The sequence below is a fragment of the Streptomyces sp. NPDC027672 genome (assembly GCF_055566335.1).
In genome coordinates this window covers 376,250-390,820 of record NZ_JBVHSO010000002.1, presented here as the reverse complement: position 1 = coordinate 390,820, position 14,571 = coordinate 376,250, and the positions used below count along the sequence as shown (strand labels likewise).

Sequence of the window (14,571 nt, the reverse complement as noted above, 5' to 3'; positions counted from 1 at the left end):
TCACTGTGCTGTCCTCCCGGACGGTCCGGCGGGCCGTGCCTCGTCCGAGAGCAGGCCCAGCTTGGTCAGATACGGCAGCGTCTTGCGGAACACCTGCGCCTCGAACTCGTGGCGCCGCGGCCCTTCGAGCAGCCGCCGCCGGACCTCCAGCGGCTTGGGGAGGCCGGCGTCCCGGTACACCTGCGGGTTGTACAGCGACTCGAAGCTGTACGTCAGGTAGCGCTTGATGTAGTTGCTCACCTCGGCGAGTTCCTCGGCGGTCGCCCGGCTGCGGAAGCTCTCGAACAGCGCCTTGACCAGCTCCCGGCCGAACGCGATGTGCCGGGACTCGTCCTGGTGGTGGATGCGGTTGATGCCCCGGATCGTGTCGTGCAGGCGCTCGTCCGCGCCCATCCGCACGTTGAAGTGGTCGACCAGTTCCTCGAAGATGAGGATGCGCGCGAAGACGAGCAGGCTCGCCGCGTTGTCCGCCGGGATGGTCTCGGCCCCGCCGCGTATCTGCTTGTAGATCTTCCGGCCGTACCGCTGGCAGAACTCCGCGAAGAACCACATGTGTTCGTTCTCCTCACCGATGAAGTGGTGGAAGAACTCCGAGGACCTGGCGAAGTCGTCGGTGTGGATCCGCTTGGTGACCTCGATGAGCAGTTCCCGGATGCCGTGCACGTTGAGGCTGTAGAAGTTGACGCTCTCGTACTTGGACAGCGCGTGGAGCTGTTCGCGCGTCAGCTCTTCGGCGACGTCCGTGCCGTACGTCGTGGTCAGCTCGGGGCTCATCCACCACATGTCCTCGGGCAGCGTGTCCGGCCACTCGAACATCTGGTACGGGTTGTAGTAGTCCTCGATCGACTTGGCGCTCAGCCGGTCGAGGATGTCGAGAAGACGCGGATTGTCTTCCATGAGGGTGTCCGTCATTGCAAGAACCCCAATCGTCGTTCAGTGTGCCCGCGTTGCTCCGGCGGGCCTCAGCGGGCCCGCCGTACCGACTCGACGGCCGTCCGGGCGAGCCGGGCCGAACGGTCGTCCGTCGGCGTGTACTGATCGAGCCGGTGATTCAGCTGCGTGGAGGTGTAGGCGAAGGCGAGGTCGTGCTCGGGGACGGCGAAGACCAGCGCGCAGTCCTGCCCGTAGTGCCCGAACGACTCGACGTCCAGGCCCGCTTGCGGAAGGTTGTGGTCGGGCAGCATGAACCCTTCCGCGTAGGCGCGCTCCCGGGCGAAGACCCGGTCGGTGCCCCGCCTGCGCAGCCGGGAGGCCCGCCGCAGCGTCTCCTGGTTCCACAGGCGTACGCCGTCGACGGGGCCGAGGGTCGCCGCGAAGATCCTGGCCAGCGGCCGGGCGGTGGAGACGGCGTTGCAGCCGGGCACCTCCGCGCTCAGATACCGCAGCGACCGCTCGGCGTTCAGCAGGTTCGGATTCAGCTGCGACTTGCTCAGCAGGGAGGACTTGTCTCCCAGCAGGTTGATGACCTCGGCGGCCGTTCCGCTGCCCGCCGGCCGCGTCTCCTGGAACGGCACGAACCGGGTGTAGTCGCCCGCGTCGATGCCGATGCGGACCTCGGCGCCGAGCGGCCCCCGGAACTCGTCCTCGAAGAGGGCGTCCACCGTCTTCCCGGTCGCCCGCCGCAGGTATTCGCCCACGCCCCAGCCGAACGTCAGGTCGTGGTAGCCGTGATCGGTGCCCGGCTCCCAGTACGGCCGCTGTGCGGCGAGGGCCTCCACGGCCGGGTCCCAGTCGAGCACGTCGTCGACGGAGAGCCGGCGGTCGACGCCGACCAGCCCGGCCTGGTGGCTCAGGAAGGTGGCCAGGGTGAGGGATTCCTTCCCGGCGGCGGCGAACTCCGGCCAGATCCCGGCCATGGGGCTGTCGAGGTCGATGACGCCCCGCTCGTGCAGCGCGTGCGCGATGACCGACAGCAGGGCCTTGCTGACCGAGCGCACGTTCTGCAGCCGGTCCGGCTCCTGCCCCCGGGAACGCAGCGCGACCCGCTCCTCGCCGCCCACGTAGACGCACAGCTCGGCGCCGGAGTCCGCGCCTTCCTGATGGACGCTCTCGAACTCCCGCACCAGCGGCAGGAATTCCTCCGCCGCCGTGCCGGTGACGTGCTGCGCGCGCACGGAGTCGTGGCCGTCGTCCGGCCCCACCGTCATCTTCATGTCAGTCCCGAATCTCCGTCATCCGCTTCTCGATGTCGGCGGCGAGTTCGCTGAGGGTCGGCCTGTCGAAGCAGATCGAGGCAGGCAGCGGCACCCCGAGGAGGCGCTGGAGCTTGTTCCGGATGGTGAGCGCGTTGAGCGAGTCCATGCCGGCCTTCGTCAGGTCGATCCGGCCCAGCTCCTCGGCGTCGTAGCCCAGGACGCGGGAGACCACCTCCTGGCAGCGGGCCAGGATGTCGGCCGGCGTCACCGGCGCCGGACCGTCCGGGCCGTCGGGCGACGGCGTGGAGGTGTCGCCGGTCACCCCGCTCAGGACCGGGTTGGAGGCCAGATGGTGGTCCGCGGCGAGGTCGTCCCACCGGGTGGGCAGGACGGCGACCTGTCCCGCGGGCCAGCCCTCGATCGCGGCGCGGACCGCCGGCCGGCCCTCCGCGCTGGAGATGGTGCCGACGCCCTGCTCCCGCAGTCCGCGCAGGAAGGCGTCGTTGCCGGCCAGGTACCCGACGTCCGACCAGGAGCCGAGGTCCAGGGAGAGACCGGCCAGCCCGACGGCCCGGCGGTGGGCCGCCAGCGCGTCGAGGAAGGTGTTGGCCGCGGCGTGGCCGGCCTGCCCGGGGTTGCCGAACAGACCGCCGTAGGAGGAGGTCAGCACGAACAGGTCGAGGTCGGGCGCCTGCTCGGTGGCGCACTGGTGGAGGTTCCACGCGCCCTGTGCCTTCGGGCCCAGCACGCGCTCCATCCGGCTCCAGTCCGTCCGGTCGATGATCGCGTCGTCGATGACCCCCGCGGCATGGACCACACCGCGCACGGTGCAGTCCCCGCGGCCGTACTCGGCGAACAGCCGGGCGACCTGCCGCCGCGAGGTGACGTCGACGGTCTCCGTCCGGATGTCCGCGCCGAACGCCTCGCGCAGCCGCCGCACGCGCTCGGCGCGCTCCGGGCCGGGAGCGCTGCGGCCGCACAGCACCAGCTTCCTCGCGCCCAGTTCCAGCAGCGCCTGCGCGCACTCCAGACCGATCCCGGACAGACCTCCGGTGACGAGGTACCAGCCGCCGGGTGTGACGCGCACGCGCCCGCCGCCGGCCGGGACCCGCGCGGGGCGCAGCCGGGGCAGCAGGACCCGGTCGCCGCGCAGCGCCAGTTCGCTGTCTGCGCCGGGCGCCGCGCCGATGGCCGCCGCCAGCCGCGCGGCCGCCGCGGCCCACCGGTGCTTGGTGTCGGCGGCGCCCAGGTCGATCAGGACGTGGCGCAGGGTCGAGAACTCGGTGCGCGCCGTCCGCGCGACACCGACGACTGCCGCCTGCGCGGGAATCACGTCGTCCGAGGTGAGGACCCGGTGGGCGCCCGAGGTGACCGTGCAGACGGTGGCCTCGGGCAGGTTCGCCGCGGACAGCGCCTGGAAGGCCCGCAGGGTGGCGAGACCACCGGCGGCGACCATGTCGTCGGACACCGACTCCGTGGCGAGCGGCAGGCCGCCGAGGTCGGCGTGCCGCTTGCGCAGCGCCGGTACGGCGTTGACGACCATGGCGGGCCGGTAGCCGGCCATGGCCCGGGTGGCGGCGGCCACCGCCTCCGGCTCGTCGGAGAGCACATGGACCAGCACCCCGGCGCCCAGACCTTCCAGCTCCCGGGCCAGTTCGGCGACCGACGCCGCCGAGGGCGCGAGGACCATGCACCGCGTGTCCGCCAGGGGCCGCGCGGCGGGCGCCCCGTCGGCCGGCGGGGCGTCGGTCCAGGTGACCACGTAGTGGCCGGTGCCGCTCGTGGGCGGCTGTTCCGCCGCGCCCGCGGCCACCGCTCCCATCGAGTCGCTGTCGACGCGCTCGGCCGCTGCCTCGCCGGCCGGCCGGGCCGGCGCGACCCAGTGGCGGCCCCGCTGGAACGGATAGGTGGGCAGGCCGGTCATCCTCCCGCCCGGAGATACGGCCGCCCAGTCCACCGTGACACCGGCCGTGTACGCGCCGGCCAGGGCCAGCCGGGTGGACGCGATGTCGTCGCGCTCCCAGCGCAGCGTCTCCAGGTACGCCGGTTCGCTGCCGCCGACGTCGTCCAGCGCCAACTGGGTCAGGTTGACGAGCGTGTTGGACAGCCCGATCTCCAGGAACACCCCGGAGCCGTCGGAGGCGGCGGTGCGGACCGCTTCCAGGAACCGCACCGGATACCGCAGTTGCCGCCGCCAGTACCCGGGCGTGGCGATCTCCTCGCCGATCGCCGCTCCGGTCAGCGTGGAGATGATGGGCCGCGCCGGCGGACGCATCTCGACGGACTCCAGGACGGCCGTGTAGTCGTCCAGGATGGCGTCCAGGTGCACGGAGTGCCCGGCCCGTCCGATGCGCAGCCGCTTGCAGGTGATGCCGCGCCGGGCGGCCTCGGCGAGCACGCCGTCCAGGGCGTCGCGGTCACCGGAGATCACGGTGCGGTTCGGCGCGTTGACCGCCGCCACACCGACCCGGTCCTGGCCCTCCAGCAGGGCGAGCACCTCCTGCTCGCCGGTGAAGACGGCCGCCATGGCACCGGACTCCGGCACGCTGTCGAGCAGCTTCGCGCGCTCGCACACCAGGTACAGCCCGGTGTCGAAGTCGAACACGCCGGCGCAGTGCGCCGCGGCGTACTCCCCGAGACTGTGGCCGATGTGCAGGTCCGGCGTGACGCCCCACGCGCGCCACAGGCGGGCCAGCGCGACCTGGAGGACGTAGACGACCGGCTGGGCCAGCCGGATGTCGGTGATGGGCATGCCGCGACGCGCGCTGTCCTGGTAGAGGAAGTCCGACACGCGGTGCCCGGTGTACTTCAGGACCTGCGGATCGGCGCTGTCCAGGATCTCCCGGAACGCCGGTTCGGACAGGTAGAGGTCACGGCACGCTTCCAGGTACTCCGCGCCCTGCCCGGAGAACAGCATGGTCAGCCGGGGCGGCGTGCCGGGCGCCCGCCCGGACGCGACGCCGATCTCGCCGTCGAACCGGTCCGAGACGTCCGTCTCCCCGTCCGCCACGGCGTCCAGGAGCGCGGCGAGCGTCTTGCGGTCCGAGCCGACGACGGCCGCCCGGTGGGCGAAGTGCCGGCGCCCCTCGCCGAGGGTGAACGCCACGTCGGCGACCTCCGGGGCCGCATCGTCCAGCAGCGCCTTGCCCACGCGGGCCGCCAGGTCGCGCAGCGCGGACTCGCTGCGTCCGGACAGCGGCAGCACCTGGACACCGGGGGCTGTGTCCCGGGCGGAGGCGTCCCGGTCGGCGGGCACCGGCGGCGCCTCCTCCAGGATCGCGTGCGCGTTGGTGCCGCCGAGCCCGAAGGCGCTGACCCCGGCGCGGCGCGGCCCGCCGTCGGTCTCCCAGTCCGCGGTCTTCGTCTGCACGAAGAACGGTGATCCGGCGAAGTCGATGGCCGGGTTGGGCTCCTGGAAGTGCAGGGAGGCGGGCAGCCTGCGGTGCCACAGGGAGAGTGCGGTCTTCATCAGCCCGGCGATGCCGCCGGCCCAGCTCAGGTGCCCGATGTTCGTCTTGACCGACCCCAGGGCACAGGACCCGGGGCGCACCCCGCTGAACGCCTCGGTGAGCGCCGCGACCTCGATGGGGTCGCCGGTCGGCGTCGCGGTGCCGTGGGCCTCGACGTACGAGACCGACGCGGGCTCCACGTCGGCGGCGGCCAGTGCCTGCCGGATCACCGCGGCCTGACCGGCCACGCTCGGCGTGCTGAAACCCGGCTTCCCGGAACCGTCGTTGTTGACCGCGGTGCCCCGGATGACCGCGTACACCCGGTCGTTGTCGGCGAGCGCCCGGTCCAGGGGCTTCAGCAGCACCACACCGACCCCGCTGCCGAAGACCGTTCCCGTGGCCCGCGCGTCGAAGGCCCGGCAGTGACCGTCCTGCGACAGCACCAGGCCCGGTTCCGGCTGGTAGCCGTCGATCTGCGGGACCGGCACGTGCGACCCGCCGGCCAGCGCCATGTCGCACTCGCCCGCCAGCAGCGCCTGGCACGCCAGGTGCAGCGCGTACAGCGAGGTGGCACACGCGGCCTGCACGTTGACGCTGGGACCGTTGAGGTCCAGCTTGTACGACACCCGGCTGGTCAGGTAGTCGCGTTCCGCGGCCATGGCCAACTGCAAATCGTCGGTGGAGTCGAGATAGTTCGGCAGGGATCTGCTGGCCTGGCCACTGAGATGGTGCATCAAATACAGGCTCGTCCCGCTGCCGCCGTAGACACCGATATCGGATATCCGCCGGCGGCCGGCGGCGCCGCCGTCCTCCAGCGCCTCCCAGCACACCTCCAGGAACAGCCGGTGCTGCGGGTCGAGAAGAGCGGCTTCCCGCGGGCTGTAGCCGAAGAATTCGGCGTCGAACCGGTCTATGCCGTCCAGGGTCGATCTGGCCCGCAGCCATCCGTTCGGATCGGCGTCGTCCTCGACTCTGATCGATTCCACTCCGTCGACCAGATTCGCCCAGAACTGCGCCGGGGAATCCGCGTCCGGGAACCGGCACGCCATTCCGATGATGGCCACGCTCTGCGAGGCGCTCGGGCCGTATTCCTCCGACGCGTCCCACGCGGTGTCTTCCAGCCGACTGTTCTCACTCACGTCGTGCTGACTCACGTCGCGAATCCTTACTTTCTGTGAGTTGTCCCGGCTATTTCGTTCGGCGGGCCAGCCGCCTGCGGTCCGCCGCGCTCAGCCGGGTGCGCCGGCTCTCGTCCTGCCGGACGGAGCCGCCGGCCGGCGACTGGGGCGGAACGGGCGCCGCGTGCGCTGCCGGCGGCTGCGTTCTGAGCCGCTCCGCCAGCGCGGGCACCGTGGGATACCGATACATCTCGACCAGTTGCAGGTTCGCCTCGGGGAATTCCGCACGAAGGCGGGTGAGGACCTGGCCCAGCAGGGCCGAATTCCCTCCGAAGTCGAAGAAGTTCCGGTCGGCGTCGGCCGGTACGTCCTCGCCGAGCACCGCACTCCACGCCGCGGCCACGAGGTCCTCGTGACGTCCGCCGGAGGAGCGGGACGTACGCTCCGGTGACGCGTCCGGACGCGGGACCGGCACCAGGTCCGCCAACTGGCGTTCCAGCGCCTTGCGGTCCAGTTTGCCGGTGACGCCGAGCGGCAGCTCCGGCAGGATCCGCACCGTCTGCGGGACCGCGTACGACGGCAGCACCTTGCCGATCTCCGCGAGGACGGCGGACTCGCGGACCCCGGCCGCCGTGGACTTCGCCGCCGCGGTCAGCCCGACCACCCGGGCGCTCGGGTCGCGGACCGGGAACACGGCGGCCTCCTCGACCCCGGGGACCGCGCGGATCGCCGCCTCGATCTCGCCCAGCTCGACCCGGAAACCGCGCACCTTGACCTGGCTGTCGACGCGGCCCCGGTACCGCACGGCCGTGTCCGCGCCGATGGTGACCAGGTCACCGGTGCGGTACCAGCGGCGCCGGTCCGTTCCCTCGCCGAGCACCGGGAACTTGCGGGCCGTCAGCTCCGCGTCGTTGAGATAGCCGCGGGCCAGTCCCGGGCCGCCGATCAGCAGTTCCCCGGGAGTGCCGGGCGGGCAGTCGCGTCCGTCCTCGTCGACGACCCGCAGCTCCACACCGTCCAGGGGCCGCCCGATCGGCACCTGCTCGGTGTCCTCGTCGGAGCACTCGTGCAGCGTCGTGTACACGGTGGTCTCGGTGGGCCCGTACCCGTTGAAGACGTGCGGCACCGGTCGGAGCTGGGCGACCAGTTCGGGGTGCACGATCTCGCCGCCCATGATGAGGACGTGGAGCCGGCGGACCGCGGCGGCGAGCACGGGATCGCGCAGCATCAGCTGGACGAGGGAGGGAGTGGACTGGAAGTGCGTGACCTTGCCGCCGGCCAGGACACCGGTCAGGAACTCGGCGCCTTCCGGGGATCTCCCGGCCAGGGAATCGATGTCGGCGATCACGACGGGGATTCCCCGGGTCAGCGGCCAGAACAGGTCGACGACCGACATGTCGAAGCAGAAGTTCGCCGCGGCCAGCCAGCACGGGGCGGACCGGTCCGGTGATTGCGGCAGCACACGGTCCAGGGCGCGGAACAGATGGCTCACGCTGCCGTGTTCCACGGCGACGCCCTTCGGGTTACCCGTCGACCCCGAGGTGTAGATGATGTAGGCGAGATCGGAGCCGCTCAATTCGGTCAGCGCGGATTCCGGGGAACCCGGGGAATCCGCCGGCCCGGCCGCGGAACACGCGGAGGCGTCCAGGGTCTCGTACGGCAGCGAGGCGAATCTCTTCGCGGTGACCTCGTCGACGATCACCCGGTCCGCCCCGGCTCCGTCGATGATCGAGCGGATTCGGCTGTCGGGAAAATGCGGGTCGACCGGTACGTACGGCGAGCCGCTGCCCATGATGCCCAGCATCGCCGCCAGCCGGGAAACCGTCGGTGACATACACAAAGCGATCGGGCGGCCCGGACGGCACCCGTGGGCGCGCAGCATCCGGGCCATGGTCTCGGTCCGGCGCCACAGCTCCGCGTAGGAAACGGACTCGGTGGCGTCCGACGCCGCCGGAGAGTCCGGTGATCTCATCGCAAGGCTGAGAAGCTGGTCGAGAATTGACCTCTTCTTGACTTCCTCATGATCTGCCGATGGCACGGTACATTCTCCGGCGACTGAGAGTTCAACGTGATGCCACAACTGGCTACGAAGGTGGGGGGTTGTGGCTCTTTTCGCGCCTTGACGAGCGCCGATCGTACCTACTTCCCCGGGGCGGCTGCCATAACGGAGTCGTAGCTGACGCAAAATCGACGGGTCTCGGGAAGCGTCCGGCCGCCGGCCGGAACGGCGGATCGGGCCCCCGCGCGGCGGGCCGCCCGGCGCGGTCCGCCGGGGCGCTCACGGCGGGCACCGCCCGGCCCGTTCCGGCATCGTCCCTGGCCGGCGGGCGGATCGCACCGGCCGTGGACCGGCCCCGGACACGGCCCGCCGCCCCCGCCCGGCCCCGGATGGACGCCCGCGCCCCCCGGCGCGCGGGGGCGCTGTCAAGGCGCGCAGGGATGGCCAAATCCATGAGGCCCACATCTACTTGGGCGGCGCGCGGGAACGGGCTGCTGGGGCGGCAGGTGACGAGGGCGACGCCCCGGATTCCTGAGCCGGTCCGGTCCGGCGGCACGGGCCGCTCAGCCTCCCAACTTCCGGCTGTGCGGCAGGCGTTGGGAAGCACATCTTCGGCCGTTCACCCCGTGGTCGCCGCCGGTGGCCGACGCCCGGCCCCCGGCGCGCTCACGACCGGTGGGTGCTGGGGGAGGGCTCGGGTGTGACCGGGGACGGCACCGGCGGGCTCGGAGCCGGGGACGGCGTCCCGGTCGACGGGTGCGGGGTGCGGGCCGGCTGGACCGGGCGCGGCTGCCCGCCGCGCGCGGCGAAGAACACCAGCGCGGCCACGGCGGCCAGGACCAGCAGGCCCGCCACCGTCCGGCGCACCAGGGTCCGCCGTGCCCGCGCCGGCCCGGTCGGCGCGGGCAGCGGCCGCAGGTCGGCGGGGCCGACGCGGTGCGCACGCGCGGCCAGGGCCGCCCGCAGCCGCTCCTCGACCGCCGTAGCCGCCCTACTCTCCGTACCGGATTCGCTCATCGCAGTTCCTCCAGCCGCCGGCCCAGAGCGTCCAGTGCCCTGCTCGCCGTGGACTTGACGGCACCGCGCGACAGGCCGAGCGTCGCCGCGATCTCGGCCTCGGTCAGATGCGACCAGTAGCGCAGCACCAGCACCTCCTTCTGTCGCCGGGTCAGCGTGCGCAGCGCCGCCAGCACCTCCCGGTGGTCCTCGTGCAGCAGCACGTCCTCCTCCGGCGCGGGCGCGTGGCCCTCGGGCGCCGGGGTGTGCGCCCGTACGGTCCTGCGGCGGCGCAGCACCGAGCGGGCCGCGTTGACGACACTGGTCCGCAGATACGCCTCCGGGTCGTCCAGCGCCGCCAGCCGGTGTCCGTGCCGCCGGAACAGCGCGGTGAACGCGTCCTGTACGACGTCCTCGGCCGTCGGCAGGTCGTCCACCAGCAGCACCGCGAGGCGTACCAGGGACAGCCGGCGGTGGTGGTACAACTCCTCGATGTCCGCCGGGCCTTGGGCCTCGGTGACGCTCCGGGCGGCGACGGGGGCGGCCGGTGGCGTACCCGCGCCGATCCGGGTGCGGGCCAGGGTGAGGACGCGGGTGCGCACCGCGTGGGTGAAGCGCCGCCGCCGGGACGCGGCGGGCTCCGGGGTGCCGGCGCGTGCCCAGGGAAGGGCCGCGGCCGGTGGTGTCGCTGTCGTCATGGATCTCCCGGCACCGGAACGCGGGAGCCGCCGCACGACGGCTCCCGCGTTCCCGGCCCTGCCTCAGTACTGCTGCGGAACCGGCGCCGGCGCGGCGTGACGGTGGTACGGGTGGCGATGCGGCGGGTCCGGCACGGGGTGCCGGGGCCCGGGGCCGGCGGTGGACGGCACTGCGGAAAGGGCGGCCGGGGCGGGGCTCTTGGTGCGGGGCGGTGACGGCACGGGGGAGGGGGTTCCGGTGCGGGGTGGTGACGGTACCGGGGAAGGTGTTCCGGTGTGGACCGGGGAGGGCACGGGGGAGGGGGTTCCGGTGCGGGGCGGGGAGGGCACCGGAGAAGGCGTGCCCGTGCGGGGCGGGGAGGGCACCGGAGAAGGCGTTCCCGTGCGGGGCGGGGAGGGCACCGGCGATGGGGCCGCGTGGTGGTCCGCCGGGGTCGGTGCGGCGGCGGGTACGGCGTGCGCGGGAGCCGGTGCGGTGGCGGAGCGGTCGGCCTCGGTGCGGTCGTCGCCCTGGGCCGCCTGCGCGGCGAGGGTGCCGGTGACGGCCAGGGCCGCGCCTGCGACGGAGACGCCCAGGGCGGTGCGCAGCCGGTGGGTGCGCGATGAGTTCGGGGCTCGGTGTGCGGACATGTGTTCCTTCGGTCGCTCGGGTCGGACATCGGTTCGAAGTGGAGGCCTCCACCCCGACAGACGTCCGACCCCGGCCGAGGTTGCGACCGAGGGGCGAGGAATTCTCCGCCGACGCCACCTCTCGCCGTCCGAGGCCACCGCGCCCCGCCTCGCCCGGTGGGCCCGCCCCAACCAGCGACCCCGCCCCAGCCAGTGGGCCCGCCTCAACCGGCGGGCCCACCACCTGTCGCTCAGCCCAGTCGCTTCAGCAGTTCCTCGGCGACCGGTGTCGAGGAGGCCGGGTTCTGGCCGGTGATCAGGTTGCGGTCCACCACCAGGTGCGGAGCCCACGGCTCAGCCGCACGCACGTCGACGCCCGCCTCGGTCAGCCGGTCCTGGAGCAGCCACGGGGCCTGTCCGGCGAGGCCGCCCTGGGTCTCCTCCTCGTTGGTGAAGGCCGCCACGCGGTAACCGGCGAAGGCGTTCGCGCCGTCCGGCCGGACCGCGGCGAGCAGCGCGGCCGGACCGTGGCACACCACGGCCAGCGGCTTGCCCGAGTCCAGGGCCGTGACCAGCAGCCTGCCGGACTCGGCGTCCACGGCCAGGTCCTCCATGGGGCCGTGCCCGCCCGGGTAGAACACGGCGGCGAAGTCGTCGAGGTCCACCTCGGCCAGCGGCACCGGCGTCCGCAGCTCGGTCATCTCCTCCAGCGCGCTGGCGAACGCGTCGGCCCGGTCCTGGCCGCCGTTGACCTCGGCGGCCAGGCTGGCCCGGTCGACCGGCGGCACCGCGCCGCCCGGCGTGGCGACGGTGATCTCGTGGCCGGCGGCCTCAAGGGCGCGGTAGGGGACCACGACCTCCTCGGCCCAGAAGCCGGTCGGATGCGCGGTGCCGTCGGCGAGCGTCCAGTGGTCGGCGGCGGTCAGGACGAAAAGGATCTTCGACATGGTGGTTCTCTCCAGGAAGCCGGGAACCCAGGAAGACTGGGGTCTGCGGCTTCGAACGTAGGCGAGGGAAGCCACAGGTCGCCAATGACGTATCGCATGGCTGCCATAGCCAGCCCTATGGCAGCCGGGGCCGGGACGGCGGTGATACTCGGTGTGTGGAGACCGCTTCCCTCGACCTCAACCTGCTGCGCACCTTCCTCGCGGTGTACCGTTCCGGCTCCTTCACCGGCGCCGCCCGCCTGCTCGGGCTGTCGCAGCCCACGGTGACGACGCAGATGCGCGCGCTGGAGCGGCAGACCGGCCGGGAACTGTTCGAACGGCTGCCGCGGGGCGTGTCGCCGACGCCGGTCGCCGACGAACTGGCGACGCGGATCGCCGCGCCCCTGGACGAACTGGCCACCGTCGCAGGCCCCGCCGCGCCGGCCGGGGCCCGGACCCGGCCCGTGCACCTGGCCGGCCCGGCGGAACTGCTGTGCACCACCGTGCTGCCGGCCCTGGCACCGCTGGTCGCCGAGGGCGTACGGCTGCGCGTGGCGACCGGGCTGACCGATCCGCTGCTGGACGAACTGCGTGCCGGCCGCCACGACCTGGTGATCGCCACCACCCGCCCGCGCGGCCGTACCCTGCACGCCGTGCCGCTCACCGACGAGGAGTTCGTCCTGGTCGCCGCCCCGGTCTGGGCCGCCCGGACGCCACCCGGCACCGCCGAGCCCCAGGACGCCGCCCGGGCATCCCATGCCGAACGGTCCGCCGCCCGGACACCCCGTGCCGAACGGTCCGCCGCCCCGGACCCCGCGTTCCTGCACGGTGTCCCGCTCATCACCTATGCCGAGGACCTGCCGATCGCCCGCCGCTACTGGCGGCACGTCTTCGGCCGGCGGCTGTCCCGTGCCGCCGACGTGACCGTGCCCGACCTGCGCGGGGTCCTCGCGGCCGTGGTGGCGGGCGCCGGGTTCGGTGTACTGCCCCGGTACCTGTGCCAGGACCTGCTGGTGTCCGGCGCGCTCGTCGCGCTGCTGGAACCGGCGGACCCGCCGATCAACACCGGCTTCCTCGTGCAGCGCCCCGGCATCTGCGACAACCCGGACGTGGCCCGCGTACGTGCCCTGCTGCTGCGGGCGGCGCCCGACTGGTGACCCGCACCGGCGGCGGGCTCGGTTTCCGTCTGCTGGCGGCGCCGGACCGCGGGGACGACGATGGAGTCGTGGGGTACGGCCGCGTGGCGCCGGGGCCGTCCGGGACCGCCGGCGGACAGCGGCCGGCCCCGGCCGCGGTGAGCGGCCGGAAGACCGGAAGGAAGGACACCGTCATGCTGGAAGTGAAGACGGTCGAGAAGCCGGACGAACGGCGCGACTTCCCCCGCGGCCACCTCGAGGCGCTCCACCTGAGCGGGCTCGACTTCGCGGTGGGCACCTTCGAACCGGGCTGGCGCTGGTCGCAGTCGGTGGGCCCGATCGCGGGCACCGAGAGCTGCATGGTCCACCACAACGGCTACGTGGTGCGCGGACGGATGCGCCTGCGCATGGACGACGGCGCGGAGGCCGAGGTCGGCCCGGGTGATGTCTTTGTGTGCGCGCCCGGACACGACGCCTGGGTGGTCGGTGACGAGCAGGTCGTGCTGTACGACTTCGCGGGCACCATGGCGAACGAGTACGCGAAGGGCTAGCGCCCCGAGCCGGACCGGACCGGGCCGGGCGAGGTGCCCGGGTCCGGCCCGTCCGCGGCGCCGCTACAGGTCGAGCTGGCGCTGATGTGTCGTGTGCGTCGGCGTGTAGCCGAGCGCGTCGTTGATCCGTCTCATGTGCGTGTTGCCCTCGGCGGTGTCGGTCAGGAGCCCGCCGAGGCGCGGATGGCGTCCGCGTGCCTGCCGGATCGACTCGGCCTTCATCCACCGGCCGAGGCCGTGCCCGCGGTGCTCGGGCAGTACGCCCGTGCCGTAGTGCTGGCCGTCCCCCGTACCGTCGCCGGGAACGACGAGTTCGGTGAACCCGGCGACCGAGCCGTCGCCGGTGTCGACGGCGACGACGGTGTGCAGCAGGTCGCCGCGCTGGGCGACGGCGGCCGCCGCGGCCCGGACACGGTCCACGTCCCAGGTCACCGTGGTGTGGTCGGCCTCGTCCATGGGCATGTCGTCCATGGCGCGCCGTGCGGCGGCGAACGTCGGCGCGAGGTCGTCGGGGACGGTGCCCTGCCAGGACACGAGCCGGTAGCCCGGGTGCGGACGCGCGGCGATGCCGGCGAGGGCGGTGAGGTCCGCACCGGCCAGGGCCAGGCGGGAGAACCGCAGGGTGAGGACCCTGCGGAAACCGCGGGCCGCCAGGAAGCGGTCGCCGGGCGATCCGGCCTCGGCCTGCGCGACGACGCGGCGCCGGGCGTCGTCCCGGGCGGTGGCCACCGCGGCGTCGAGGAGCCGGGAACCGACGCGCCGGCGCCGCTCCGCGGGATGGACGCAGAGGGTCAGTTCGGCCAGGTGCCGCTGTCCGGGATCGGTGAACAGCCGCAGGAAGGCCGTCCCGACAGGCAGGGAAGCGGCGTCGGACGCCAGCCAGGCGAGCCGCCGGCTGTGCGGCCCGTCGACGGGGTCGGTCAGTGGGGTGATGCGAAGCGACAAGGTGTCTCC

The 14,571-nt window shown here is 73.2% G+C and carries 10 protein-coding genes; 2 read left to right on the top strand and 8 right to left on the bottom strand.

The window, feature by feature from the left end; translation table 11 throughout:
• The 7 genes from ACZ4SV_RS06080 to ACZ4SV_RS06050 form a co-directional block, all read right to left on the bottom strand.
• Window positions 1-912: a diiron oxygenase gene (locus ACZ4SV_RS06080; protein WP_397935064.1), complete on the bottom strand. Its 912-nt coding sequence runs from the start codon at window positions 910-912 to the stop codon at window positions 1-3.
• A 50-nt stretch (window positions 913-962) separates the two neighbouring features.
• Complete coding sequence (locus ACZ4SV_RS06075; RefSeq protein ID WP_468001789.1) at window positions 963-2,153, bottom strand: serine hydrolase domain-containing protein; 1,191 nt, start codon at window positions 2,151-2,153, stop codon at window positions 963-965.
• Between the two features lies 1 nt (window position 2,154).
• Window positions 2,155-6,723, bottom strand: coding sequence for a type I polyketide synthase (locus tag ACZ4SV_RS06070; RefSeq protein ID WP_468001787.1), 4,569 nt, complete (start codon window positions 6,721-6,723; stop codon window positions 2,155-2,157).
• Between the two features lie 49 nt (window positions 6,724-6,772).
• Window positions 6,773-8,674 (bottom strand): amino acid adenylation domain-containing protein, encoded by a 1,902-nt coding sequence (locus ACZ4SV_RS06065; protein ID WP_468001785.1) that lies wholly within the window; start codon window positions 8,672-8,674, stop codon window positions 6,773-6,775.
• Window positions 8,675-9,367: 693 nt separating this feature from the next.
• Entirely contained in the window at window positions 9,368-9,718 is a 351-nt protein-coding gene (locus tag ACZ4SV_RS06060; RefSeq protein WP_468001783.1) for a hypothetical protein, read from the bottom strand.
• Complete coding sequence (locus ACZ4SV_RS06055) at window positions 9,715-10,395, bottom strand: RNA polymerase sigma factor (protein ID WP_468001781.1); 681 nt, start codon at window positions 10,393-10,395, stop codon at window positions 9,715-9,717. The genes ACZ4SV_RS06060 and ACZ4SV_RS06055 overlap by 4 nt, the downstream gene beginning before the upstream one ends.
• Before the next feature lie 860 nt (window positions 10,396-11,255).
• The gene (locus ACZ4SV_RS06050; RefSeq protein WP_468001779.1) at window positions 11,256-11,951 is read right to left on the bottom strand and encodes a type 1 glutamine amidotransferase domain-containing protein; all 696 of its coding nucleotides are present in this window, start codon (window positions 11,949-11,951) and stop codon (window positions 11,256-11,258) included.
• 155 nt (window positions 11,952-12,106) lie between these two features.
• Between ACZ4SV_RS06050 and ACZ4SV_RS06045 the strand changes: the two genes are divergently transcribed.
• Complete coding sequence (locus ACZ4SV_RS06045; RefSeq protein WP_468001777.1) at window positions 12,107-13,087, top strand: LysR family transcriptional regulator; 981 nt, start codon at window positions 12,107-12,109, stop codon at window positions 13,085-13,087.
• 173 nt (window positions 13,088-13,260) lie between these two features.
• A complete protein-coding gene (locus ACZ4SV_RS06040) occupies window positions 13,261-13,617 on the top strand; it encodes a cupin domain-containing protein (RefSeq protein ID WP_365884177.1) in 357 nt (118 codons plus the stop codon).
• Between the two features lie 63 nt (window positions 13,618-13,680).
• On the opposite strand, the gene ACZ4SV_RS06035 is transcribed toward ACZ4SV_RS06040, so the two are convergent.
• Window positions 13,681-14,562 (bottom strand): GNAT family N-acetyltransferase, encoded by an 882-nt coding sequence (locus ACZ4SV_RS06035; protein WP_468001775.1) that lies wholly within the window; start codon window positions 14,560-14,562, stop codon window positions 13,681-13,683.
• Between the last annotated feature and the right edge of the window lie 9 nt (window positions 14,563-14,571).